A 24,811-nucleotide genomic window follows, 5' to 3' on the forward strand; every position below is an offset into this window, starting at 1 on the left:
GCCTACCAGTCTATGGGTCGCGTCTCGCCGACGAGACAGCCGCCGGTGCCGAGTGCGGGCCGTACGGCGCTGTGGTAGCCGCCGGATGCCAGCCCGTACTGTCCCACGAGGCACTCGCCCTGGAACAGCACCGCGAACTGCACCGAATCGGCCTGCAGGTCGACGCTGGTGCGGTCCGCCGTCACCTCCATCTGCGACTTGTCGAATCCCGCTGCGACGAGCGCATCGATGAAATCCCGTCCGCCCGCGTCGGCCTTGCCGGCGACGACCGCGGCGTTGACGCCGTCGAAGTACGCAAGGTTCTCCGACGCGGAGAGCTGCGGGCTGAGCGTCGGCGGTGCGCTCGGCGTCGGTCGCGCGGTCGCCGGAGTGCTCGGCGAGGCCGATGCGGAGGGCTGGCCGGGCGAAGTGCCCGTGCAGGCGGCGAGGGCCACAACCAGCGCGGCCCCGGCCAACGCCGAGACCGCGAACCTCGGAACCCGCCGTGCCATCGCTCCCCCTCATCCGGCGGTGCGACCGCCCGAGCCGAGTCTATGGGGTGGGTGAACGGATCGAGCGGTCGCGAACGCCCTCACACGGCACTCGCCAGCTGCGCCTCGCGGGCGTCGACGTCATCGTCGTCGGCGAGGTCGTCGAGGCCCTCGTCCGCCGCCACGGATCCGAGACCGGCCGGCGGCACCACGCCTTCGGAGCCGGGCCACGCGTTCGATTCGGATGAGCCGCCGGCCTCGGTGTCGGGTGCCGGCTCCCTCCGCACCTTGGTGAGCACGGTGGTGCCCCAGGTGAGGTCATGCCCGATCGCCTCGGCCTCGATCTCGATGGCCGTGCCCGACTTCTCTCCGTTGTCCCAGGCTCGGAGGCGGAGGCGTCCGTGCACGACCACCCGGTCGCCCTTGCGGATGGAGGTGGCGGCGTTGTTCGCGAGCTGTCGGAAGCCTGAGACGGTGTACCAGTTCGTCTCCCCGTCCTCCCAGGCGCCCTTCGCCCGGTCGAAGTAGCGCCGGGTCGACGCGAGCCGGAACGAGGTGATCGCGAGTCCCTGGCTGGTCACGTGCACGCGCGGGTCGTTGCCCACGGCGCCGGTCACGGTGATGGTGTCGGTCATGTCATGCTCCTCGGAGTCTGCGCCGCCGCGAATCGGCGGCTCGCGGCATCCGGAGCTGCTCGTGCCGGACCATGCCCCGGATGCCGCGTCGCATCAGGATCGCGTCCCCACGCGGCATCCGGGTCAGCCGTCGATGCATCGGGGGCGAGCGGACCACAGGCCGGCCCTGTCGAGGACGAGACGTCGCCATAGAGTAGTCGGATGACCTACGTCGCCACTCCGGAACGCTACGATCGCATGCGCTACAACCGGGTCGGACGGAGCGGGCTGAAGCTGCCCGCACTGTCGCTCGGCCTCTGGCACAACTTCGGCCACGACCGCCCGTGGGACACGCAGCGCGCGATCGTGCGCCGGGCGTTCGACCTCGGCATCACGCACTTCGACCTCGCCAACAACTACGGCCCTCCCGCGGGCAGCGCCGAGGAGAACTTCGGCCGCATGCTGGCCACCGACCTCGCGCCCTACCGCGACGAGCTCGTCGTGTCGTCGAAGGCCGGGTACGACATGTGGCCCGGCCCGTACGGCGACTTCGGCTCGCGCAAGTACCTTCTGTCGTCGCTCGACCAGAGCCTCGGGCGCCTCGGACTCGACTACGTCGACATCTTCTACTCCCACCGTCCCGACCCCGAGACGCCCGTCGAGGAGACCATGGGCGCGCTCGCGAGCGCGGTGCGCCAGGGCAAGGCGCTCTACGTGGGCATCTCGAACTACTCGCCCGAGCAGACGCGCGCCGCCGCGGCCGCGCTCGAGGCCGAGGGGGTGCCGCTGCTCATCCACCAGCCGCGCTACTCGATGTTCGACCGCCACATCGAGGATGGGCTGTTCCCCGTGCTCGAGGAGGTCGGCGCGGCCAGCATCGTCTTCTCGCCGCTCGCGCAGGGCCTCCTCACCGACCGCTACCTCTCCGGCGACGTCCCCGCGGACTCCCGTGCCGCGACCAGCCGGTTCCTGTCGGCCGAGAAGATCAGCGACGAGTACCTCGAGCGGGTGCGCGGGCTCGATGCGATCGCGAAGGAACGCGGGCAGAGCATCGCCCAGCTCGCGCTGTCCTGGGTGCTCCGCGAGCCGCTCGTCGCGAGCGCGCTCATCGGCGCGTCCAGCGTGGCGCAGCTCGAGCAGAACGTGGCCGCCCTCGACGCGGCCCCGCTCGACGCCGAGGAGATCGCCCGGATCGAGCCCTTCGCCGCGCACGGCACCGCGCTCGGCTGACCTCGCGCCGCACGGTGGCGGCGAGTCCGCGTCACGCACGAAAGCGACTCGATGTCGGTGGCCGGCCGTAGCCTCGCGTCAGACGCAGGGCCGGCTGCACGACGAAGAGGAGCGACATGCCCGCCACCGTGCTCACCGAAGCCGTGCTCACCGAAGCCGTGCTCACCGAAGCCGTGCTCACCGAAGCCGTGCTCACCGAAGCCGTGCTCACCGAAGCCGTGCTCACCGAAGCCGTGCTCACCGAAGCCGTGCTCACCGAGACCGTGCGCACCGACACCGTGCTCACCGTGCCACGCGACATCCTCTCCCCAGTGCCCGGCCTGACGGTCACGGCCGTCGGTCCGGGCCTCTGGCGGGTCTGCCGCGCGCACGGGCCGGTGCTGGGTCACATCGAGCGACGCCGCCACGACGACGTCGACCGCTACGTCGCCCGACGGCTCGTCGGCGGCGGCATCCGCTCGATGGAGCTTGGGGAGTTCTGGTCGGCGACGGATGCCGCGGAGTGCTTCCGATGACGAGCGCGCCCGTCACCGGGGCGTCGCCTGGGGCGCGCGAGGTTGCGGCCACGCCGTCGAGCCTCGGACGACGCGCCGCCCGCCACGGGTAGCCTGCGCTCATGCAGTGGTGGAACGATCTCATCTCCTGGCTCACCTCGAGCGCAGCTCGGCCGACCGTCTACGCGGGCATCGTGCTCTTCGTCGCGGTCCTCGCGGCCGGCCTCCTGGCGGCGTGGATCGCGTCGGCGGCGATCCGCCGCGTCGTCGCCCAGCGCGACCGCGAGGCGAAGACCGCGGCCATCGCCGCGCTCGTCGACGCCGCGACCGAGGCCTCCGTCTGGAACTCGCTCACGCCGCAGGAGCAGGTCCTGGCCGACCGCACCGTCGGCCAGGCGGACATCCTGGTGCGACTGCTGCCGATCCGCGGTTCCGACGTGGCCGCGAACTGGGCGGCCCACCAGCTGCACGAGCTGAAGCGCGCCTCCGCGACCTTCGGCTACCAGCTCGATCCGGCCGTCGTGGAGTTCCGTGATCGGATGCTCGACTGGGAGCGCCGCCCCTCGCGCGCCCGCAAGCAGTTCCAGAACGACCTGGTGCGCTGGCGCACGCAGCGGCAGGAGCCCGAGGTCGTCGCGGTCGAGGCGCAGGACGCCTGGGTCGCCGAGCAGCACCACGAGCGCTACCAGTCCGCGGCGACCATCGACGCGGGAGTCCGGTCGACCGACACGGCGCCCACGGCGACGCTCGACGACGCGCGCGCCTGAGGCCCAGGCGTCAAGCCCCCGGGCCCGACGGTCAGATCCACCAGTCGTCGAACATCGACACCGGCACCGCCCGCTTGTGGCGCGTCTGCAGGTAGCGCGCCTCGATGCGCTCCGCGATCCCGGGATCGATCTCCTGGCCCTCGAGGTAGGCGTCGATGTCGTGGTACGTCAGGCCGAGGTTCGCCTCGTCGGCCTGGCCGGGGTTCTCGTCGAGGAGATCCGCGGTCGGCACCTTCTGGTGCAGCTGCTCGGGCGCCTCGAGGTGCCGCAGCATCACGCGTCCCTGTCGCTTGGTCAGGCCGGTGAGCGGCAGGATGTCGGCGCCGCCGTCGCCGTACTTCGTGAAGAACCCGGTGACGGCCTCGGCGGCGTGATCCGTGCCGACCACGAGCAGCCCCTCCTCGCCCGCCAGGGCGTACTGCGCCACCATGCGCATGCGGGCCTTGACGTTGCCCTTGCCGAAGTCGCTGACGGGCTCGCCCACTGCGGCCTCGAACTCGGCGGCGAGGCCGTCGACGCCGCGCTTGATGTTGAACACGACGGTCTCGGGCGGCCGGATGTAGTCGAGCGCCGCCTGTGCATCGGCTTCGTCGCGCTGCACCCCGTAGGGCAGTCGGACGGCCACGAAGCGAGTGGGCTGGCCCTCGGCCACGAGCTCCTCGGCCGCCATCCGGCAGAGGAAGCCGGCGAGCGTCGAGTCCTGCCCGCCGCTGATGCCGAGCACGAACCCCTTCGCGCCGGTGGTCCGCACGTAGGTCTTGAGGAAGTCGATCCGGGCACGCACCTGCTCGGCGGGGTCGATGGTGGGGCTGACATTCAGTTCAGCGATGATTCTCGCCTGCAGGTCGCGCATGTCTCGACGATACCGCCGGGATGTTTCGCAGAGGCAACATCGACGTGGTCGTCGTGCCGCATTCCGGCCTGAACCTCCTCGCTCCGCTAGCATCGCGGCAGGCGCAGGACGGTGGCGCCGGAATCCGGGGGTGCGACGATGGACGTGTCGATCGGCACGCTGGTGCTGGTGCCGGCGATCGCGGTGGCGGCACCCCTGCTCGTGCGGGGGCTCGCCCGCTGGGTCGCGATCCCACTGGTGGTGTTCGAGATCCTGCTCGGCCTGCTCCTCGGCCCCGCCGTGCTCGGCTGGATCGTGCCCGACGACTTCGTGCAGTTCCTCTCCGAGTTCGGGCTGGCGATGCTCTTCTTCCTCGCCGGGAACGAGATCGACTTCGCCGCGATCCGCGGGCGCCCGATCACGCGAGCGGCGATCGGATGGATCATCTCCCTCGTCGCCGCCTTCAGCATCGCCGTGACGTTCGCCATCCACCCGTCGGCCGCCGTGTTCATCGCCATCGCGCTGACCTCGACCGCCCTCGGCACGATCATGCCCGTGCTGCGCGACTCCGGCGACCTGAAGACGCCGTTCGGCGTGGCGGTGATCGCGCTCGGCGCGGTCGGCGAGTTCGGGCCGCTCCTCGCGATCTCGATCTTCCTCGGCGGTCGCTCGCCGCTCATCGGGGCGCTGGTGCTCGCCGCGTTCGCGCTCGTCGCGGCCGCCGCCATCTGGCTGGCCGCCCGGGGTGCGGGCCGTCGCATGCACCGCATCATCACCGCCACCATGCACACGAGCGGCCAGTTCGCGGTACGCCTGGTCGTGCTGGTCCTCGTCGTGCTCGTCGCACTGAGCGTCATCCTCGACCTCGACATGCTGCTCGGCGCCTTCACGGCGGGCGTGCTCTACCGGCTGCTCCTCTCGGGTGCGCCGCGTCACGACGTCGAGATCGTCGAAGGGAAGATCGAAGCCCTGGGCTACGGATTCCTCGTGCCGATCTTCTTCATCTACACCGGCGTGACGTTCGACCTGGTCGCGCTCTTCGCGAACCCCTGGACCATGGCGCTCCTCGTGCTCGGCGTCGTGATGCTCCTCGTCATCCGGGGCCTGCCGTCCCTCCTCGCCGCACCGGCGGGCTCGAGCCGCCGTGACCTCGTCGCCACCGCCTTCTTCGGAGCCACCGGCCTGCCCATCATCGTCGCCGTGACGGCCATCGGCGTCGACCAGGGCGACCTGCCGAGCGGCACCGCCGCCGCGCTGGTCGGCGCCGGCATGCTCTCGGTGCTGGCGTTCCCGCTCGTGGCGTTGACCGTGCGCGGACGCCCGCCCGCGTCCTCCGCTGGAGCGGAAGACGACGACGTCGAGGTGCCCACCGAGGGCTGATCGGCGTCGACCGCTATGCTTGCGGGGTCGGCCCCCGTAGCTCAGCGGATAGAGCAGCAGCCTTCTAATCTGTCGGTCGCAGGTTCGATTCCTGCCGGGGGCACCGTCATCGGCCCGCCGAGCAGCCCGGCGCACGACGGTCGCGTCATGCCGACCGGTCACCGGCGTCGTCCCGTCGGGCTCCTGTCCGACGGCCCCGGTAGACTCGCGGCATGGCAACCCCGAGCGACCGTCTGGTCTGGATCGACTGCGAGATGACCGGCCTCGACCTCGAGGCCGACGAACTCGTCGAGATCGCCGTCGTGATCACCGACTACGACCTGAACCCGGTGGATCCGGGGCTCAGCATCGTGATCAAGCCCGATGCGAGCGCCCTCGAGAACATGGGCGAGTTCGTTCGAGCGATGCACACCGAATCGGGCCTCATCGAGGAGATCCCCAACGGCGTGAGCGTCGCCGAAGCCGAGTACGAGGTGCTCGAGTACGTGCTCAAGCACGTGCCCGAGGAGCAGAAGGCTCCCCTGGCGGGCAACTCCATCGGCACCGACCGGTCGTTCATCGCCAAGTTCATGCCGCGACTCGACGCGCACCTGCACTATCGCAACGTCGACGTCTCCTCGATCAAGGAGCTCGCGAAGCGCTGGTTCCCCCGGGCGTACTTCAACTCCCCCGCGAAGAACGGCGGCCACCGGGCCCTCGCCGACATCCTCGAGTCGATCCGTGAACTGCACTACTACCGCCGCGCGATCTTCGTCGCCGAGCCGGGACCGTCGAGCCACGACCTCCAGGCGCTGGCGGCCTCCGTGGTGGACGAGTTCGACGCCAAGGTGTAGTAGTCTCTTTGAGTTGCCTGATCGCCCCGGCGGTCGACACATGGTGGGTATAGCTCAGTTGGTAGAGCGCCTGGTTGTGGTCCAGGAGGTCGCGGGTTCAAGCCCCGTTACTCACCCCAAGTCTTCTCCCGCCTCCGATCGGAGCCGACGCGGATCGGAGTCGCCGTGGAACTCGATGCGGAGGCCTTCGAGGCGATCGTCGTCGACGAACTCGACCTCCTGCCCGACGACATGATCGACGGTCTCGACAACGTCGTGTTCGTCGTGGAGGACCGCCCCGAAGACGGCTCGCTCGACCTGCTCGGCCTCTACGACGGCTACGCGCTGACCGAGCGCGATCGCTACGGCATGGGCGAGATGCCCGACCGGATCATCCTCTACCGAGAGCCGCTGCTCGCGATCGCCGACGACGAGCGTGAACTGCGCGACGAGATCCACATCACCCTCGTGCACGAGATCGCACACTTCTACGGCATCGACGACGACCGGCTGCACGACCTGGGCTGGGCGTGAACCCGCCCGGGTTACGCTGAATCCATGGTTTCCCCCGGCCGGATCACCGGCATCGTCGTCGGCGCGCTCGCCATCCTCGGTCTCGGCGTCTACGGGCCTGCGATGCTCCTCGGCCCCCTGCCCGAGGTGTCCGTCGACGTGGATGCCGCGAGTGCGGCGGCAACCGAGGTCCCGCCGGTTGCGCTACCTGCGGCGGGCGCCAGCGCCCTCGCGGTCATCGACGATGAGGGGGCCGGCCAGGTGGTCGCGACCGCGGGCGATCCGGCAGCCGTGCCGATCGGCGGCGCCGCCAAGATGGTCACCTTGCTCGCGACCCTCGACTCGCTGCCACTCACCGCAGACGCCGCCGGGCCGGCGATCCCCATCGGTCCTGAGGACTACACCGACTACCTGCGCTACTCCGGCGAGGGGTCCCGGGCACTGCAGGTGTCGCCCGGCGAGACCTGGTCCGAACGCGACGTGGTGCGCGCGGTGCTCCTCGCCTCCAGCAACAACCACGCCGACACCCTCGTGCGCTGGGCGTTCGGCGGTGTCGAGCCCTACGTCGAGGCCGCGAACGCCTGGCTGGCCGAACAGGGCTTCACGTCGACGAAGGTCGATGACGCCACCGGGCTCTCGGGCGACAACGTCGGCTCAGCCGAGGAGCTCGCGCGACTCGCGGCCATGGTGACCGCCGACCCCGAGCTCGCGGCGATGCTGGAGGATCCCGACGCCGCGCCGGTCGGCGCGCGGAACGTTCCCGACCTCGTCGGCCGCTCGAGCGACGGCGCGGCCCGGGCCATCACCCGCAGCTTCACCGACGAGGCGGGCCTGAGCTACGTGTACACCGCCGAGCTTCCCGCTGCCGACGGCGCCGAGGGCCCCCGGCGCGTCACGGGCGCCATGCTGTTGATGCCCGACTACGAGACGCTCGACCCCGCGATCGCCGCGGCGGTCGAGTCGGCGTCGGCGGCGTCGGCCCCGGTCACGGTGATCGCCGCCGGCACGCCGTACGCGGCCGTTCGGGCCCCATGGGGTGACGAGGCCGAGCTCGTCGCCGCGGTCGACCGCACGGATGCACCGTGGGGCGAGGCGTTCGGCGCGGCATCCGTCACCGTGGATCCGTTCTCGACGGCACCCGACGGCCGCGAGGTCGGCCGAGTCGCGGTGCCCACGGCGACGGGCGAGATCGCGTCACCGCTGCAGCTCTCGGGCGACATCCGCGACCCGGGGCCGATCTGGCGTCTCACGAACCCGTCGACGCTCATCGCCGCGTTCTTCGACGCACAGGACGGCTGACCACCGACCGCGGAACCCGGAACACCCCGATCCGACGGCGGCTCGGACGGCGACCGTCACCGCGTCAGTCGTTGTCGTCCTCGTCGAACTCGACGGGATCGGAGTCGCCCGCGTCGAAGCGGAACCGCACGCGAACCTGTCCGTTCACCTCGCGCTCGTCGACGGCGTCGTACCAGAACAGCGATTCGAGGCCGTCGACCGCTGCCAGCATGCCGACGCGGGACTCGGGCTTGCCGCCGACGAGGACTCGATGCTCGAACTCGCCCTCGAGCGGCCCGTCGATGAACTCGGCGACGTACTCTGCTGCTGCGTCTGCACTCATGCCACTACGTTAGCCCGCGCGAACGGACGTGCACAGGAGCCGCGCCCGGGTCGGGACGAGGCTCGGTGCGCCCGTCGGGTGCGGCCCGCAGTCGTACATCGGCGTGAACGGCCGGTACGGTGCGGTGGACGTAGTGCCGCCACTGGCGGTCCCACATCTCCCAGTACGGGTCGTAGGCGCCGCCGTCACGGTGGAGGGCGCGGCGCCTGCGGAGCGCGTCGGGCGCATCGACCCAGATCCGCAGCGCCGAGCGAGCCGAGCCTCCCGCCGCGAATGCGCCGCAGCCCTCGACGATCAGTGCCTCGCCGGGAGGAACGTGCTCGCGCGCACCGGGGCGTTGGTTCACCCAGTCCCAGCGTCGCCACCGACCCACCTGGAAGCGGGCGCGCGGGCGCACCAGCGTCTGCGACAGCTCCACCCCAGCCCGTTCGAGTCCCGACCACCCCCGATACACATCGTCGAGGCGCACGAGCTGCGGCGGTCGCCCCGGCCACCGGTCGACCAGCGCGTCGGCGAGCGTGGACTTGCCTGCACCGCTGGGTCCGTCGATGAGCACGAGCGGGTTCCGGATGCCGCGCACGGCCGCACGCACCGCGCGAAGCGCCGACGCGGCGGGCTCGCCACCTCGATCGGGTCGGTCCCCGGCGGTCATCGGTCCCGGGTGGCGGCCGCCGACACGATGGCCGCCGTCAGGACCAGATGACATTCCAGCTCCCCGTGGCGACGGCCGCGATGGCCGACACCGCCGCCACGAGGCATCCGGCGGCGATGACCACCCATTCGATGCCAGCGAACTTCGCCGCCCGCGCCCAGGTGCGCGGGCCGGGCGCCCCGAAGGCCCGCGCCTCCATCGCGGTCGCGAGCGTGCTCCCCCGCCGGATGGCGAGCACCAGCAGGGCGAACGCCTGGCCGAGACCGCGCACGATCGCGCCGCGATCGCCGACTCCCCGGGCTCGCCTGGCGAGCCGCAGGGTGCGCCAGTCGTCGACGGAGGACCCGACCAGGCGCAGGGCCGCAAGCGCCCCGAGCACGAAACGGGCCGGCAGCCGCAGGGTCTGCGCGAGGCCGTCGGCGAGATCGGTGGGGTCGATGGTGAGGAACAGCACCACCGCCGGCAGCGCGATCGCGATGACGCGTGCGGTCGTCGCCAGGCCGATCTGCACAGATCCCTCGGTGACGTGGATCACGCCGAAGTCCCAGAGGACCTCGCCGGACGGAGCGCCGTAGAGCACCATGCTGAGACCGGTGAGCGGTGCTGCGAGCCACACCGGCAGCGTGCGCGGCGACCAGAGCAACCCGCCGAGGCCGACGGCGGTGAACAGCACGATCTCGCAGATGATCGCGACCGTCGCCGAGACGACGTCGAGGGTGAGGACGAGCACGATGCTCAGGGGCACGGTGGCGGCCACCTTGGCGACGGGATTCACCGTCGCGAGCGGCAGGCCGGGCCGGACCGCGGCGATGCTCATCGGCCCGGCTCCCGTCGTGACGGCAGCGACGGCAGCGACGGCGCCACGGTGGTGCCAGCCCTGTCGCGCCCGAGTTCGAGCCGGTCGTCGGCGATGGCGTCGACGAACGGCTCATCGTGCGTCACGGCCACGACGCCCACCCCCTGGTCGCGAAGCCCGACGATGAGCCGGGCGAGTTCGCGCCACGTCCCCGCGTCCTGACCGAACGTGGGCTCGTCCAGCACGAGCATGCGCGGTCGGCTGGCGATGGCCGTCGCTACGGAGAGGCGCCGCTTCTCGCCCCCGGAGAGCGTGAACGGGTTCGCCTCGGCCAGCCCCTCGAGGCGCAGCGCCGTGAGGAGCTCGTCGGTCCGCAACCGCCGTTCGGACTCGGGGCGACGCAGCGCCCGCGGCCCGACCTCGAGCTCGGCGCGCACGGAGCCGGTGATGAACTGGTGCTCGGGGCTCTGGAAGACCGTGCCGATGCGAGCCAGCAGGTCGCGAGAGCGCCAGCGCCACGGCTCGCCGGATACCCCGTTCGCCAGCGCGGCATCGGGCCGCAGCACACCGGCATCGGGCTTGAGGAGCCCCGCGAGCGTGAGGGCCAGCGTCGACTTGCCCACGCCGTTGGGACCGGTGACGGCGAGGATGCGGCCCGCGTCGACCTGGACGTCGACGCCGCGCAGCACGGGCTGCCGGGCGACGCGGGCGACGTCGAGGCCGACGGCGGTGAGCAGCGGATGCCTCGACGAGGCGTCGGGCCGGGGCGCATGCCACGGCACCTCGTCGGGCAGCCACACGCCGGCGGCGCGGAGGTCGGCCGCCCGGGCGGACAGCACGTCGGAGGGAGGGCCGTCGGCGAGCAGCCCTCCGTCGGGGCCGAGGACGACGATGCGATCGACCAGCGGCAGCCAGACGGAGACCCGGTGCTCGATGACGACCAAGGTCGCACCGGTGTCGTCGGCGATCCGCCCGACGGCGTCGCGCACCTCCCGCACGCCCGCCGGATCGAGGTTCGCCGTCGGTTCGTCGAGCAGGATGAGGCCCGGGCGCATCGCGAGCACGCCGGCGAGCGCCAATCGCTGGCGTTGTCCACCCGAGAGGTCGGTCGTCGCATGGTCGAGGGGCAGGTCGAGGCCGACCGCCCGGAGTGCGGCACCGACTCGCGGCCAGATGTCGCCGCGTGGCACGCCCAGGTTCTCGAGTCCGAAGGCCACGTCGTCGCCGAGCCGCGCCATCACCACCTGCGCGTCGGGATCCTGCAGCACGAGCCCGGCGCGCCCCCTGGCGGCGGAGGCCGGGCGCCCGTCGACGAGGAGCTCGCCGACCGACTCGCCCTCGTCGTCACCGCCCAGCACGCCCGCCATCCCGTGCAGCAGGGTCGACTTGCCCGAACCGGACGCGCCGAGGAGCAGCACGCGCTCCCCCGGCCGGATGTCGAGGTCGAGGCCGTGCACGGCGGCGTCACGCCGTCCGCCGTGACGCCAGCCCCACCCCCGCGCGGTCACCGCCGCCGGACGCGTCGACGCGTCGAGCGTCGTCATCGTCAGACCGTCCGGAGCTCGCGTCCCGCGGCGAACCGGTCGAGGGCGCCCGCCCGTGCGAGCCCCCGGACCGCGAGCCAGGAGAGCCCGCCCGCGATGAGGGCACCGCCCACGACGGCCGAGATCGTGTAGACGATCGTGAAGGTGGGTGCCGCTCCGGCGTACCAGAGGACGAGGTCGTTGACCGCCATCGCGAGACCGGCGCCGGCGCCGGCGAGCAGCACGACGGGCAGCCGCCAGTTGCGGTAGAGGAAGATCGCGAAGACGAGCTCGGCGCCCAACCCCTGCACGAGGCCGGCCTCGATCGTGAGCAGGCCTCCCCACTGGCTGCCGATCAGTGCAGAGACGATCGCCGCGACGAGCTCCGTGTAGAGCGCGGCGCCGGGCTTGCGGATCACGAGCGCGCCGAGCACGCCGGCCACCAGCCAGAGCGCTGCCGGGGCGGCCTGCAGCCCGGGAAGCAGCGCCTCGATGGGTGCGGAGATCGGACCCCAGACGACGCCCCAGGCCCAGAAGACGACACCGACGGCGACGCCGATGACGCTCGCGACCACGATGTCGACGACCCGCCAGCGGAGTCGTCGCCCATCGGGACGCACGGTCGAAGTGGTGGAAGTGACGGTTGCGTGCACTGTCGTGCCCTTTCAGTTCGAGGAAAGAGGCACGGGATTCGAGATGCGCTGCCCTCCCTGCGCTGGCATGACCCAGATCAGGTTCGACGGTCGAAGGTTGAGAACCTTCCTCTCAGCCCGGCTCACCGGACTCCCGTGTTCGACATCAGAGTATACGCTCGCGCACGCCAGCGGCGACGTGACGACGCCGCGGGACGCGCCGTGACCGACGAAGTGGCCGGCGGCCACCCGGCGATCAGTGCTTCAGCGCGCGGATGATCGCCTTCAACGCCTTGCCGGTCACCCAGACGAACGGCGTGGCGACGAGGATGAGCCCGATGAGGTTCGGTTCGAAGCGCACCTCGCCACGGCGGCCGACGTATGCGCCGAGCGGAATGGAGATGCCGCCACCACCGCCGCCGCTGCCCTGACCGTGGAGCTCTCGCGAGCCGCCACCGGTCGCGCTCGTGCCGGCGTCGGCGTCGGTCGTGCCTCCGCCACCGCCGAACCCATAGGCGCCGAGTGCGACGGGAATCACCTTCGTGCCATCGATGTCGACCGCCTCGCCGTAGGACGTCTTCACGCCGACACCGGAGACGGTTCCTGCAAGGTCCAGAACGAGTTCAGCCATGCGAGCCACGCTACTCGCGGATGCCTCGTGCTACCAGCCCCACCCGGCGGCCGCAGCAGCGGCTTCGTCGTCGTCGGGGCCGGGCCGAGTGCGTCCGCCGCGGCGTTCCGCGGCCGGGCGTACGAGTGTCGCCGGACGCACCGCGCCCGTGCCGAACTTGGCGGTGACCTCGTCGATCGTGCGTTCGGCGTCGCGCCACTCCTCGTCGGGGTCCCACAGCATCGCGCCGCTTCCCGACGGGCCGAGGTGCTCTGCGCGCACCCCGATGAGGCGCACGCGGGCGCCATCGCCGATGAGCTCGCCGAGGGCGTCGGACGCCTCGTCGTAGATGCGCCGCGCGACGTCTGTGGGCTCCGCGAGCGTGCGCGAACGCGTGACCGTGCGGAAGTCGCCGTAGCGCAGCTTGAGCGTCACGGTGCGCCCGACGAGCCCGGCCTTGCGCAGTCGCACGGCCACATTGCTCGAGAGCCGCAGGAGCTCCCGACGGATCTCGACGGGGTCGACGAGGTCATGACCGAACGTGTTCTCGTGCCCGATGCTCTTCTCGACGCGAGTGGTGTGCACGTCGCGTGGATCGACGCCGTTCGCCAGCCTGCTGAGCTGTGCCGCCAGCGCCGGCCCCACGGAGCGCTCGAGCGCGTCGTAGGGCATGGCCGCGACATCGCCGACGGTTCGCAGCCCCAGGCGGGTCAGCGATTCCTCAGTGACCCGGCCGACGCCCCACAGCGCCGACACCGGGAGCGGGTGCAGGAACTCGATGGTCTGCGCCGCCGGCACGACCAGCATCCCGTCGGGCTTCGCACGGCTGGAGGCCACCTTCGCCACGTACTTCGTCGCGGCCACCCCGATCGAGCAGGTGAGGCCGGTCTCGGCGTGCACGCGGTCGCGGATGGTCCACGCGATCTCGGCCGGACTGCCGTGCAGGCGCCGGGCACCCGACACGTCGAGGAACGCCTCGTCGATCGAGAGCGGCTCGACGAGCGGCGTGAGCTGCTCGAAGATCGCCATGACCTGCTTCGAATACCTCGCGTAGCTCGCGTAGTCACCCCGCAGCACGATGGCGTTGGGGCAGCGCTGGAGGGCGATGGACATCGGCATCGCCGAATTGACGCCGTAGCGGCGCGCCTCGTAGCTCGCAGCCGAGACGACCCCGCGGCCCGCCGTGCCTCCGACGAGTACCGGCTTGCCGCGGAGCTCGGGCCTCGAGAGGAGCTCGACGGAGACGAAGAAGGCGTCCATGTCGACGTGCAGGATCGGGGTCGCCGAATCGTCGACGGGGCCGCTGGTGACCTGCCTCGACGAGCCGTCCTGCTTGCTCATGGTGCGACCCTAACCCGTGCCGCCGTCATCGAGGGCGATGCCCGGCCAGCGTGGGCGGCTGGGCGGGGTCGGATCAGAACCCGAAGTCGCCACCGCCGAAGTCGCCGCCCCCGAAATCACCGCCGCCTCCGCCGAAGTCGCCACCATACCCGCCGCCGTCGTACCCACCGCCGTCGTACCCGCCGCCGTCGTACCCACCGCCGTCGGCCGACGCGTCGCCACCGGCATCCGCTCCAGCGTCGCCGGCACCGTCGGTGGAACCGTCGGCACCCGCGTCGAAGCTCGAGGCGTCGGGCAGGAACGCCTGCGCGATGGCGGAGCCGATCACGACGCCAGCGATGGTGCCGAGCATCGAGCTGCCGATCATGGTGCCCATGGAGGGGCCGGCCTGCATCGGTCGCCCAGTGGCCGAGGTGCCGGCGAAGGCGCGCTCCATGGTGCCCGGCTGGCGCAGCTCGGCCCGGGTGGCCGCGCGGGCCAATGTCGACGGATCCTCGGACGCGATGCGCTCACCCGGTGGCGCCTGCTCGGCGAGGGACTGGTACACCTGATGGCGCTGCTCGGGCGTCAGCTTCGCGAACGCCTCGGCGTGCACCGCCTCGATCGACTCGGGCGGCGCCGTTCGCAGCAGGTAGCGGTAGCGCTCGATGGCCAGTTCATCCTCGCTCAGCTGCCGCTGCGGCGGCGCCGGCCGCGAGGGCGGCGCGGGTCGCTCGTCGGGTGCGCCGAACAGTCGGTCGAAGAAGCCCATGGTGTCCTCGTCAATCGCTCAGGGACCACCCAATGTACGGGCGGCAGCACCAAGGCCGCTGTGAGTCGCCGGGCCGGCGGACGACAGGCTAGGCGCCGTCGCCCGCCCGCTCGAGCACGAGTTCGCGCACGCGCGCGGCATCCGCCTTGCCCTGCATCGCCTTCATGACCGCGCCGATGACCGCACCGGCGGCCTGCACCTTGCCGTCGCGGATCTTCGCGAGCACGTCGGGCTGCGACGCGAGCGCCTCGTCGATCGCGGCCACGAGGGCCCCGTCGTCGGAGACCACGGCGAGCCCGCGGGCATCGACGATCTGCTGCGGCGATCCCTCGCCCGCCGCGACGCCCTCGAGCACCTGGCGGGCGAGCCGGTCGGTGAGCGTGCCGGCCTCGACGAGCGCCGCCAGCTCGGCGACCTGCTGGGGCGTGGCCAGCGACGCGGCATCCGTGCCCTTCGCGTTCGCGACGCGAGTGAGCTCACCGGTCCACCACTTGCGCGCCGCCGCCGGTGAGGCACCGGCGGCCACGGTCTCGGCGACCTCGACGAGCAGGCCGCCGTTCAGCACGTCCTGGAACTCGAGGTCGGTGAAGCCCCATTCGGCCTTCAGCCGGCGACGGTGCGCCGCCGCCGGCTCGGGCAGCTCGGCGCGCAACTGCTCGATGAGCTCCCGCGACGGCTCAACGGGCAGCAGGTCGGGCTCGGGGAAGTAGCGGTAGTCGTCGGCGTCGGACTTCGGTCGTCCGGGGCTCGTCGTGCCGGTGTCCTCGTGCCAGTGCCGGGTCTCCTGCGTGATGGTGCCGCCCTTGGCGAGGATCGCCGCCTGACGCTGGATCTCGTACCGCACGGCACGCTCGATCGACCGGAACGAGTTCACGTTCTTCGTCTCGGTGCGCGTGCCGAGCTTCTCGGCGCCACGCGGCCGGAGCGACACGTTCGCATCGCAGCGCAGGTTGCCGCGCTCCATGCGGGCCTCGGAGATGCCGAGCGAGATCGCGATGTCGCGGATCGTCGACACGTAGGCCTTGGCCAGCTCGGGCGCGTCGGCCTCGGCGCCGAAGATCGGCTTGGTGACGATCTCGACGAGCGGCACGCCGGCGCGGTTGTAGTCGACGAGCGAGTACTCGGCGCCCTGGATGCGACCCGTCGAGCCGCCCACGTGCGTGAGCTTGCCGGCGTCCTCCTCCATGTGCGCGCGCTCGATCGGCACCTGGAAGACGCGGCCGTTCGGCAGCTCGACCTCGACCGAGCCCTCGTAGGCGATGGGCTCGTCGTACTGGGAGATCTGGTAGTTCTTCGCCAGGTCGGGGTAGAAGTAGTTCTTGCGCGCGAAGCGGCTCGACGCGGCGATCGAGCAGCCGAGCGCGAGTCCAAGCGAGATGGACGAGCGCACCGCATCGCCGTTCACGACGGGAAGCGAGCCCGGCAGGCCCAGGCACACGGGCGTGATCAGCGTGTTGGGCTCGGCGCCGTGGTACTTCGAGTTCGCCGGGTTGGGCGCCGGCGAGAACATCTTCGTCTCGGTGTTCAGCTCGACGTGCACCTCGAGCCCGATCACGGGCTCGAAGAGCTCGAGCGCCCGGTCGTAGTCCATCAGTTCAGCGCGGGCCATCAGACGGCGCCCTCCTCGGTCGCGAGCAGTTCATGGGAGCTGAGGTCGGGGAGCCCGTCGAGGATCGGCCGGCCCCACTCGGCGAGCAGCAGCCGCTCGAGCGCGCCGCCCACGTTGTAGAGGCGGGCGTCCTCGCGCGCCGGCGCGAGGAACTGGATGCCCACCGGCAGGCCGTCCTCGGGCGCGAGCCCCGCGGGGATCGAGATGCCGGGCACGCCCGCGAGGTTCGCCGGGATGGTCGCGACGTCGTTGAGGTACATCGCGAGCGGGTCGTCGAGCTTCTCGCCGAGCTTGAACGCGGTGGTCGGCGCGGTGGGCGTGGCGAGGACGTCGACGTTCGCGAACGCCGCGTCGAAGTCGCGCTGTACGAGCGTGCGCACCTTCTGCGCACTGCCGTAGTAGGCGTCGTAGTAGCCGGCCGACAGCGCGTAGGTGCCGAGGATGATGCGGCGCTTCACCTCGGGGCCGAACCCGGCCTCGCGCGTGGCCGCCATGACCTGCTCGACCGTGCCGCCGCCGTCGGGCGTCACGCGCAGGCCGAAGCGCACCGAGTCGAACTTGGCGAGGTTCGAGGAGGCCTCGGCCGGAAGGATCAGGTAGTAGGCCGCGATCGCGTACTCGAAGTGCGGGGCGGAGACCTCAACGATCTCGGCCCCGTTCCGCTCGAGGAGCTCCAGCGACTCGTGGAACCGCTGCCGCACGCCCGCCTGGAAGCCGTCGGAGTCGAGCTCCTTGACGACGCCGATGCGCAGGCCCGCGACATCCGCCCGGCGCACGGCGTCGGCCATCGACGGCCATGCCTCGGGGATCGACGTCGAGTCGTGCGGGTCGTGGCCCGCGATCACATCGTGGAGCAGGGCCGCGTCGAGCACCGTGCGGGTGACCGGGCCGATCTGGTCGAGCGACGAGGCGAGCGCGATCGAGCCGTAGCGGCTGACGGCGCCGTAGGTGGGCTTCACGCCGACGGTGCCGGTGACGTGCGCCGGCTGGCGGATCGAGCCGCCCGTGTCGGACCCGAGCGCCAGCGGCGCCTCGAAGCTGGCGACGGATGCCGCGGAGCCGCCGCCCGAGCCGCCCGGGATGCGCTCGAGGTCCCACGGGTTGTGGGTGGGGCCGTACGCGGAGTGCTCGGTGGAGGAGCCCATCGCGAACTCGTCCATGTTGGTCTTGCCGAGCGGCACCAGTCCGGCCTCGCGGACGAGCCGCACCGGGGTGGCGTCGTAGGGCGGGATCCACCCCTCGAGGATGCGCGAACCGGCCGTCGAGGGCATGCCCTCGGTGACCAGCACGTCCTTGATGGCGATGGGAACGCCCGCGAGCGGGCCGAGCTCCTCGCCGGCCGCCCGGCGCCGGTCGACCTCGGCGGCGGTCGCGAGGGCGCGCTCGGTGTCCACGTGGAGGAACGCGTGGACGGCGCCGTCGACCGCGGTGATGCGATCGAGGTGGGCCTGGGTGGCCTCGACCGACGAGACCTCCCCGGCGGCCAGGCGTTCGCCGAGGTCTGCGGCGGACAGGCGGATCAGGTCGCTCACTGCTCCTCCCCCAGGATCGCCGACACCACGAAGCGCGAGCCGTCGGACTCGGGGGCGCCAGCGAGCGCCTGGTCGACCGTGAGCACGTTGTCGCCCACCACGTCGTCGCGGAAGACGTTGTGCATCGGGATCGGGTGGCTCGTCGGCGGCACGTCGGGCGTGGCCACCTCGCTCACCTTCTCGACCGCCTGCATGATCTGGCCGAGCTCCGCCGTGAGGTGCTCGATCTCTTCCTCGGTGAGCGCGATGCGGGCGAGGTTCGCCAGGTGCGCGACCTGCTCCGCATTGATTTCGGACATGCTGCTCCGTCGTGTCGGGATGGGGATGGACCGATTCTATCGGTGGGGGCGGAGTTCGCTCGGCGGCGGCTCCGCCGCGGCCCCCGCTACGGCTTGCCGAACAGGCCCACGCCGTACTTGTGCAGCAGCTCGTAGGCGTCGGCGTAGGTCTGGGGCACCGGGTCGTCAGGCGAGCCGTACTTGGCGATCAGCAGGCCCAGCAGTCCCTGCGCCGGGGGGCTCAGCGGCTTGTCCTTGTGCGCGTTCGCCGGATGCGGCGCCTCGGCCTGCGGGTTCGGCGGAATGTACTGCGGGGTCGTCGTCGGCCAGGTGACCGGCTGGCGCGGCGTGTCGAGGTTCACCACGTTGAAGAGGTCCTTCGCGTCGGCGTCCCGCCTCGTCAGTGGGTCGAGTCCGTGCAAGCGCGACAGCGTGGCGATGACCGCCGCGTGATGCATCTCATCGTGCACGACCGTGCCGGCACGGGTGAACGCAGACACCGCGATCGCGGGCACGCGGCATCCGAGCCGGTCGAATCCGAAGCCCATCTCGCCCTTCGAGCCGTCGTGGGGCGGGGTCGCCTTCGGCGGCGTGACGTGGTCGTACGTGCCGCCGTGCTCGTCGAACGTGATGAGGAACATGGTGTTCATCGCATTTGAGCCGGTGGGCGACGCGCTCGTCCTGATCGCCTCGTAGACCTGGTGCACCAGCGCCTCTCCGGCGCGCACGTCGGAGATCGCCGAGTCGACCACGTCCTCCCCCGCCACCACGTCTTCCTTCAGCTTGCCGACCGGCGGGTGGAAGTCGTTGTGGTTGTACGTCATGCGCGGCTCGATGAACGCATAGGCCGGCAGGCGACCCTCGCGCACGTCGTCGTAGAACTGGTTCATCGTGGCGAAATGCGCGGTGCGCCAATAGCGCTCGAGCGAGGGAGAGTGCAGCACGCCGGTGAACGAGACGAGCTGGAGCTCGTCGAAGTAGATGCGCCACGACACCCCGGCGTCTTCGAGCCGGTTGAAGACGGTGGGGGCGGCCGGCGCGTCGAGCCACTTGTCGTAGCCGCCGCCCTGCTCGTTGGTCACGAACCCGTGCGACGTCGACGCATGGAAGAACGAGCGGTTGCAGAAGGTCTGCGACGGCACCGCGCAATGCCAGTGGTCGTAGACCGCGAAGTTCTTCGCGAGCGTTGAGAGCACGGGCAACATCTGGGGCGAGAACGAGCCCATGATGTGCTTCGCCTCCTCGGGCGAGGGCGCCGCGCCCTTGCGGAGCGTCGTGAAGTGGTTCCAGTAATCGGTGAGGAAGCCCGACATGGCGCCCTCGGCTGACTTCGGCGGCGTGTTGTAGGGCGCCTTCATCTCGTGCATCTCGGCGGTCGCGTTGCTCGCCGGGTCGATGGTGCCGAACAACTGCGTGTTCACGTGCGGGAAGGCCTCGCCGGGGTCGGGGTTCGGTCGGCCCATGATCTCGTCGGTCGTGCCCTCGTACACGTGTGCCGCCACGACCGTGCCGTCGGGCGCGGTGTTCTGGTAGTCGCCGAACGCCAGACCCTCGAACGTCTCGCCGTCGGGCAGGTCGTCGGCCGTGTAGAGGTAGCCGAGCAGGTTGTCGAACGAGCGGTTCTCGCCCATCAGGACCACGAGGTGGTCGAACCCCGCCTTCTGCGGCGCGGCGAGCGGCACGAACTCGTCGACGCCCCGCGAATAGCCGATCGAATGGCCCACCGCCGCGCCGGCGGCGCCGCCGACCACCGCGCCCGCGGCCGCGGCCCCGCCGATCCGCAGGAACTCGCGACGGGACGCTTCGGTGCGGCCGGCGGCATCGCCGTCGTCGGCCTCATGAGGTCTGCCGTCATCGGCGATCTCATCGGGCCTGCTGTCCTCGTCGCCCATGGCTCCCCCTCCGCACTCAGCTCTCGATCGCTGCCGGTCCTTCGGCGACCAGCCGCGCGAACTGCGCGGCATCGATCACCCGAAGGCCGAGCGCCTCGGCCTTCGCCAGCTTGGAGCCCGCGCCCGGGCCGGCGGCGACGAAGTCGGTGTTCTTCGACACGCTCGACGCGGCCTTGCCTCCGGCCGCGATGATCGCCTCCTGTGCGCCCTCTCGGGTGAACCCCTCGAGCGAGCCGGTCGCGACGATCGTGAGCCCGGCGAGCACTCCCCCGGCCAGCGCGGCCGCGCCCGGACCGGGATGACCGGGCGTCGCGAACTGCACGCCCGACGCGGTCCATCGGTCGAGGATCTCGCGGTGCCAGTCGACCTCGAACCACTCCATCAGCGAGTCGGCGATGATCGGGCCGACACCGTCGACCTCGGCGAGCTCGGACCGCTCGGCCGCGCGGATGGCGTCGAGCGAACCGAAGTGATCGGCGAGCGCGCGGGCGGCGACCGGCCCGACATGCCGGATGTTCAGGGCGACGAGGATGCGCCAGAGGGGCTTGGTCTTCGCCAGCTCGAGGTTGGCCACGAGCTCGTAGGCCGCCTTCGACGGCACATGCGTCGCGTCGCCGGCGAACTCGGCGGCCTCGGGGTCGTAGGCGGGATCGGCGCCCTTCCCGGTGCGCCGGCGAAGTCGGCGGAACGGCGCCCGGTACACGGGGGTTCCGTCGTCTTCGAGGCGCGGGAGTCCCGTCTCGACGTCGCGCACGACCACTTCGATCGGGAAGAGCTCGCGCACGGTCAGGTCGAACAGCCCGGCCTCGGTCGGCAGCGGCGGCTCGGCGGGCACTGCGGGGTGGGTCAGCGCCGCGGCCGACACCTCGCCCAGCGCCTCGACGTCGAGGGCGCCCCGCGAGCCGATGTGCTCGACTCGCCCGCGCACCTGCGCCGGGCAGCTGCGTGCGTTGGGGCAGCGGAGGTCGATGTCGCCCTCCTTCATCGGCCGCAGCGGCGTGCCGCACTCGGGACAGTCGGCGGGCATGACGAAGGGGCGCTCGGTGCCGTCGCGGAGTTCGACGACGGGGCCGAGCACCTCGGGGATGACGTCGCCGGCCTTGCGCAGCACGACCGTATCGCCGATGAGCACGCCCTTGGCCTTCACGACCTCCTGGTTGTGAAGCGTCGCCTGTCGCACCACGGAGCCGGCGACGCGGACCGGCTCCATGACTGCGAACGGCGTCGCACGGCCCGTGCGCCCGACGCTCACGACCACGTCGAGGAGCTTGGTGTTCACCTGCTCGGGCGGGTACTTGTAGGCGATCGCCCAGCGGGGCGCCCGGCTGGTCGCGCCGAGCTCGTCGTGCAGCGCCAGCTCATCGACCTTCACGACGATGCCGTCGATCTCGTGCTCCACGTCGTGGCGGTGCTCGCCGTGGTGGGCCACGAAGTCCTGCACCCCCTGCACCGAGTCGAGCACCCGGAAATGCGGACTCGTGGGCAGCCCCCATCCGGCGAGCAGCTCGTAGACCTCGGATTGGGAGGACACCGGCGGATCGGGCCAGGCGCCGATGCCGTGCACGAGCATGCGCAGCCGTGAGAGCCGATCGCGCATGAGGGCGAGCTGGGCGGCGTTCTTGTTCTCGGCCTTCTGCCGCAGCGAGCCGCTGGCCGCGTTCCGCGCATTCGCGAACTCGCGCTCGCCCGCAGCCGTCTGCCGGGCGTTCAGCTCGTCGAACAGCGCGGTGAGGAAGAACACCTCGCCTCGCACCTCGACGAGGGGCGGGTGCCCCGTGCCGGCGAGCTGCGTCGGGATGCCCCGGACGTACCGCACGTTCTCGGTGACGTCCTCGCCGACGCGGCCGTCCCCGCGGGTGGCGGCGGTCACGAGCCGCCCGTGCTCGTAGCGGAGGTTCAGGGCGAGGCCGTCGATCTTGAGCTCGCAGAGCCAGTGCACGGGGCGCCCCGCGGACGCCTGTGCGCGGTTCGCCCAGTCGGCGAGCTCCTCGGGCGAGAAGACGTTATCGAGGCTCAGCATGCGCTCGGCGTGCTGCACGGGCGCGAAGAGCGTGGTCTCGCCGCGCCCGCCCACCGTCAGCGTCGGGCTGTCCTGGCTCTGCAACTCGGGATACGCGCGCTCCAGAGCCTCGAGCTCGTGCATGAGCCCGTCGTACTCGGCGTCGGAGATGATCGTCGTGTCGCGTTCGTAGTACGCGTCGCGCGCCTCGTTGATGCGGATCGTGAGGCGCTCCACCTCGTCGGCCGCGTCGGGGAGGCTGATGCCCTGGTCGATGTCGTCGTCCACCACATCGACAGTCTAGGGACGCCCGCCGACGCGGCCGACTCGCTACGCCTCGAATCCGGCGCGGTCGACCTTGCGGTGGTAGTGCGTGCCCGCCTTGCCGCCGAGGATGGCGCCGCCGAGGCTGGCGAGGGCCACCACGACCGCGGTGACGATGCCGGCGACCGTGAGGTCGCCCTCGGTCACGGGGATGCGCGGGAACACGTTGAGGTTGGCGAAGAGGTCGTACCGGCTGCCGATGAGGACGCCGAGGAGCGCCACCACGATGGCGATCACGAGGGCCCACACCCAGACGGCGAGGCCCTGGACCATGCCGTTGAAGCGTGCCATCCGACCGGCGACGTAGCCACCGCAGTAGTAGGCGACGAACAGGATGACGAGCAACGCGATCGCGCCGATCCACCCGATCGCCTCGGGGGCCAGTCCGATGTCGTCGGCGGCGGCTTCGGCGTCGTCCACGCCGAGGCCGAGCGCTGCTCCGGTCGCCGCGAGCAGCGCCGTGAGGAGCGTCGTGGTTCCGACGGCGGTGAGCCATCCGAAGAACGCCGAGCCGACCTTCACGCCGCCGAACGCCTCGCGCTCGCGCGCGACAACGTCACGGCGCTGCTGCGCCGGATCCGCGACCTGGCGGCGGTCGTCGACGCCGTCGGCGTTCCGGTCGATCACCTCGCGGCGGTCGTCGATGCCGTCGGCGTTGCGGTCCACGGCGGGCCGCACATCGGTCCGCTCGGTGGCGGGCACCGTGGCGGGCACGGCCCTGGTGTCCCCCGGTGCGGTGACCGGTCGCTCGGGATAACTGGCGGCGGGGTCTCGTGGGGTACTCACGGTGCAACCTCCTCGTCGTTCGGATGGCGCCGCTGATGTCGGCGCAGGCGCGAATCTACGCCGTGGCGGCTCCGACGGCACAGGCCTTGACAGGCACCGCCCCGAGCCGCCATCCGCGCGCGCATGCCGGCGCGCGAAGCCGCGTCAGGCGTCGACGGCGACGGCGCTCACGGTGCGATCGATGGTGCACTGGCCGAGCACGCGGGTGCCGACGTAGACGACGGCCGTCTGCCCCGGGGCGACCCCGTCGAGCGGATGCGACGGCGTGACGACGAGCTCGCCGCCGGTCACCACCGCCACCGCGGGCACGGGATCGGCGTGGGCGCGGATCTGCACCTCGCAGGCGAACGGCGTCGACGCATCGGCAGGGGGAAGTCCGGCCCACGTGTAGCGGGAGCCCGCGATCTCGGCGGTCGCGAGCGCCTCCTTCGGGCCGACGACGACGGTGTTCTCCTTCGGCCGCACCTCGAGCACGAAGCGAGGACGCCCATCGGGCGCAGGGGTGCCGAGGTGCAGTCCCCGACGCTGGCCAACGGTGTAGGCGTGCGCGCCATCGTGGGATCCGACGACCTCGCCCGAGCGGTCGACGATGTCGCCCTGCTCGACGCCGACGCGCTCGGCGAGCCAGCCCTTCGTGTCGCCGTCCGGGATGAAGCAGATGTCGTGCGAGTCGGGCTTCTGCGCGACCGAGAGGCCACGTCGCGCCGCCTCCTCGCGCACGAGCTGCTTCGACGGCGTGTCGCCGAGCGGGAAGTAGGCGTGGGCGAGCTGCTCGGCGGTCAGCACGCCGAGCACGTAGCTCTGGTCCTTCGCCCAGGCGCTCGCGCGGTGCAGCTCGCGGTTGCCCGCGGCATCCGTCACGATCGTGGCGTAGTGGCCGGTCGCCACGGCGTCGAACCCGAGCGCGAGCGCCTTCTCGAGCAGGGCGGCGAACTTGATGCGCTCGTTGCAGCGCATGCACGGGTTGGGCGTGCGGCCCGCGGAGTACTCGGCGATGAAGTCGTCGACGACGTCGGCCTTGAACCGCTCGGAGAAGTCCCACACGTAGTAGGGGATGCCGAGCACGTTCGCGGCGCGCTGGGCGTCCATCGAGTCCTCGATGGTGCAGCAGCCGCGACTGCCGGTGCGCAGCGTGCCGGGCATGCGGCTGAGCGCCAGGTGCACCCCGACCACCTCGTGGCCGGCGTCCACCGCGCGCGCTGCGGCCACGGCGCTGTCGACGCCGCCGCTCATCGCTGCCAGGACCTTCACCCGTCCAGTGTAGGCAGGCCTGCCTGAGCGGATGCCCCTGAGCGGATGCCCCCGAGCGGATGACCGAGCGGATACTTCGGAGCGGATGCCCCGCACCGAGCG

General features: G+C 71.5%; 25 protein-coding genes, 2 tRNA genes and 1 riboswitch. Of the genes, 9 read left to right on the forward strand and 18 right to left on the reverse strand.

Annotated features, from left to right (window positions below; genetic code table 11):
- Nucleotides 1–2: 2 nt before the first annotated feature.
- Entirely contained in the window at nt 3–491 is a 489-nt protein-coding gene (locus tag AC1DZA_RS06360) for a DUF6993 domain-containing protein (RefSeq protein ID WP_476772103.1), read from the reverse strand.
- An 80-nt stretch (nt 492–571) separates the two neighbouring features.
- Nucleotides 572–1,105: a single-stranded DNA-binding protein gene (gene ssb / locus AC1DZA_RS06365; RefSeq protein WP_476763053.1), complete on the reverse strand. Its 534-nt coding sequence runs from the start codon at nt 1,103–1,105 to the stop codon at nt 572–574.
- 201 nt (nt 1,106–1,306) lie between these two features.
- Between ssb and AC1DZA_RS06370 the strand changes: the two genes are divergently transcribed.
- The 3 genes from AC1DZA_RS06370 (at nt 1,307) to AC1DZA_RS06380 (ending at nt 3,575) form a co-directional block, all read left to right on the forward strand.
- Nucleotides 1,307–2,314: an aldo/keto reductase gene (locus AC1DZA_RS06370; protein ID WP_476763052.1), complete on the forward strand. Its 1,008-nt coding sequence runs from the start codon at nt 1,307–1,309 to the stop codon at nt 2,312–2,314.
- Between the two features lie 116 nt (nt 2,315–2,430).
- On the forward strand, nt 2,431–2,829 hold the full coding sequence (locus AC1DZA_RS06375) for a pentapeptide repeat-containing protein (protein ID WP_476772104.1): 399 nt from the start codon (nt 2,431–2,433) through the stop codon (nt 2,827–2,829).
- A 101-nt stretch (nt 2,830–2,930) separates the two neighbouring features.
- Nucleotides 2,931–3,575, forward strand: a complete 645-nt coding sequence (locus tag AC1DZA_RS06380) for a hypothetical protein (RefSeq protein WP_309979124.1) — start codon at nt 2,931–2,933, stop codon at nt 3,573–3,575.
- A gap of 31 nt (nt 3,576–3,606) precedes the next feature.
- Here the strand turns inward: AC1DZA_RS06380 and nadE are convergent, their stop codons facing one another.
- Complete coding sequence (gene nadE / locus AC1DZA_RS06385; protein WP_476763075.1) at nt 3,607–4,428, reverse strand: ammonia-dependent NAD(+) synthetase; 822 nt, start codon at nt 4,426–4,428, stop codon at nt 3,607–3,609.
- Between the two features lie 138 nt (nt 4,429–4,566).
- Between nadE and AC1DZA_RS06390 the strand changes: the two genes are divergently transcribed.
- The 6 genes from AC1DZA_RS06390 (at nt 4,567) to AC1DZA_RS06415 (ending at nt 8,411) form a co-directional block, all read left to right on the forward strand.
- Nucleotides 4,567–5,787, forward strand: coding sequence for a cation:proton antiporter (locus AC1DZA_RS06390; protein ID WP_476772105.1), 1,221 nt, complete (start codon nt 4,567–4,569; stop codon nt 5,785–5,787).
- Nucleotides 5,788–5,817: 30 nt separating this feature from the next.
- Nucleotides 5,818–5,890, forward strand: a tRNA-Arg gene (locus tag AC1DZA_RS06395).
- Nucleotides 5,891–5,999: 109 nt separating this feature from the next.
- Nucleotides 6,000–6,620, forward strand: coding sequence for an oligoribonuclease (orn, locus tag AC1DZA_RS06400; protein ID WP_476772106.1), 621 nt, complete (start codon nt 6,000–6,002; stop codon nt 6,618–6,620).
- Nucleotides 6,621–6,663: 43 nt separating this feature from the next.
- Nucleotides 6,664–6,739, forward strand: a tRNA-His gene (locus tag AC1DZA_RS06405).
- Nucleotides 6,740–6,785: 46 nt separating this feature from the next.
- A complete protein-coding gene (locus tag AC1DZA_RS06410) occupies nt 6,786–7,133 on the forward strand; it encodes a metallopeptidase family protein (RefSeq protein WP_476772107.1) in 348 nt (115 codons plus the stop codon).
- 24 nt (nt 7,134–7,157) lie between these two features.
- Nucleotides 7,158–8,411, forward strand: a complete 1,254-nt coding sequence (locus tag AC1DZA_RS06415; RefSeq protein ID WP_476772108.1) for a D-alanyl-D-alanine carboxypeptidase family protein — start codon at nt 7,158–7,160, stop codon at nt 8,409–8,411.
- A 64-nt stretch (nt 8,412–8,475) separates the two neighbouring features.
- Here AC1DZA_RS06415 and AC1DZA_RS06420 read toward each other — a convergent pair whose 3' ends face one another.
- The 15 genes from AC1DZA_RS06420 to mnmA form a co-directional block, all read right to left on the reverse strand.
- A complete protein-coding gene (locus tag AC1DZA_RS06420) occupies nt 8,476–8,733 on the reverse strand; it encodes a hypothetical protein (RefSeq protein ID WP_309979135.1) in 258 nt (85 codons plus the stop codon).
- Nucleotides 8,734–8,737: 4 nt separating this feature from the next.
- Nucleotides 8,738–9,385 (reverse strand): nucleoside/nucleotide kinase family protein, encoded by a 648-nt coding sequence (locus AC1DZA_RS06425; protein WP_476772109.1) that lies wholly within the window; start codon nt 9,383–9,385, stop codon nt 8,738–8,740.
- A 37-nt stretch (nt 9,386–9,422) separates the two neighbouring features.
- A complete protein-coding gene (locus AC1DZA_RS06430; protein ID WP_476772110.1) occupies nt 9,423–10,202 on the reverse strand; it encodes an energy-coupling factor transporter transmembrane component T family protein in 780 nt (259 codons plus the stop codon).
- Complete coding sequence (locus tag AC1DZA_RS06435; RefSeq protein ID WP_476772111.1) at nt 10,199–11,725, reverse strand: ABC transporter ATP-binding protein; 1,527 nt, start codon at nt 11,723–11,725, stop codon at nt 10,199–10,201. The genes AC1DZA_RS06430 and AC1DZA_RS06435 overlap by 4 nt, the downstream gene beginning before the upstream one ends.
- 2 nt (nt 11,726–11,727) lie before the next feature.
- Nucleotides 11,728–12,357 carry an ECF transporter S component gene (locus AC1DZA_RS06440; protein ID WP_476762319.1) on the reverse strand — a complete coding sequence of 210 codons (630 nt, stop codon included), beginning with the start codon at nt 12,355–12,357 and terminating at the stop codon, nt 11,728–11,730.
- Between the two features lie 37 nt (nt 12,358–12,394).
- A riboswitch (TPP riboswitch) is annotated at nt 12,395–12,504 on the reverse strand.
- 88 nt (nt 12,505–12,592) lie between these two features.
- Nucleotides 12,593–12,967, reverse strand: a complete 375-nt coding sequence (locus tag AC1DZA_RS06445) for a hypothetical protein (RefSeq protein ID WP_476762318.1) — start codon at nt 12,965–12,967, stop codon at nt 12,593–12,595.
- 30 nt (nt 12,968–12,997) lie between these two features.
- Entirely contained in the window at nt 12,998–14,287 is a 1,290-nt protein-coding gene (locus tag AC1DZA_RS06450; protein WP_476772112.1) for a DNA polymerase IV, read from the reverse strand.
- A 73-nt stretch (nt 14,288–14,360) separates the two neighbouring features.
- Complete coding sequence (locus AC1DZA_RS06455) at nt 14,361–15,038, reverse strand: hypothetical protein (RefSeq protein WP_476772113.1); 678 nt, start codon at nt 15,036–15,038, stop codon at nt 14,361–14,363.
- A gap of 88 nt (nt 15,039–15,126) precedes the next feature.
- The gene (gatB, locus tag AC1DZA_RS06460) at nt 15,127–16,647 is read right to left on the reverse strand and encodes an Asp-tRNA(Asn)/Glu-tRNA(Gln) amidotransferase subunit GatB (protein ID WP_476772114.1); all 1,521 of its coding nucleotides are present in this window, start codon (nt 16,645–16,647) and stop codon (nt 15,127–15,129) included.
- Nucleotides 16,647–18,179, reverse strand: coding sequence for an Asp-tRNA(Asn)/Glu-tRNA(Gln) amidotransferase subunit GatA (gene gatA, locus AC1DZA_RS06465; RefSeq protein ID WP_476772115.1), 1,533 nt, complete (start codon nt 18,177–18,179; stop codon nt 16,647–16,649). The genes gatB and gatA overlap by 1 nt, the downstream gene beginning before the upstream one ends.
- Complete coding sequence (gatC, locus tag AC1DZA_RS06470; RefSeq protein ID WP_159603436.1) at nt 18,176–18,478, reverse strand: Asp-tRNA(Asn)/Glu-tRNA(Gln) amidotransferase subunit GatC; 303 nt, start codon at nt 18,476–18,478, stop codon at nt 18,176–18,178. Before gatC ends, gatA begins: the two co-directional genes overlap by 4 nt.
- 86 nt (nt 18,479–18,564) lie before the next feature.
- Nucleotides 18,565–20,349, reverse strand: coding sequence for an alkaline phosphatase family protein (locus tag AC1DZA_RS06475; RefSeq protein WP_476772116.1), 1,785 nt, complete (start codon nt 20,347–20,349; stop codon nt 18,565–18,567).
- 16 nt (nt 20,350–20,365) lie between these two features.
- Entirely contained in the window at nt 20,366–22,639 is a 2,274-nt protein-coding gene (gene ligA / locus AC1DZA_RS06480) for an NAD-dependent DNA ligase LigA (protein WP_476772117.1), read from the reverse strand.
- 39 nt (nt 22,640–22,678) lie between these two features.
- A complete protein-coding gene (locus tag AC1DZA_RS06485) occupies nt 22,679–23,458 on the reverse strand; it encodes a YrzE family protein (protein ID WP_476772118.1) in 780 nt (259 codons plus the stop codon).
- A 144-nt stretch (nt 23,459–23,602) separates the two neighbouring features.
- Nucleotides 23,603–24,709, reverse strand: coding sequence for a tRNA 2-thiouridine(34) synthase MnmA (gene mnmA / locus AC1DZA_RS06490; protein ID WP_476772119.1), 1,107 nt, complete (start codon nt 24,707–24,709; stop codon nt 23,603–23,605).
- Nucleotides 24,710–24,811: the final 102 nt, after the last annotated feature.

Source organism: Agromyces sp. P2_B3 (assembly GCF_056404815.1).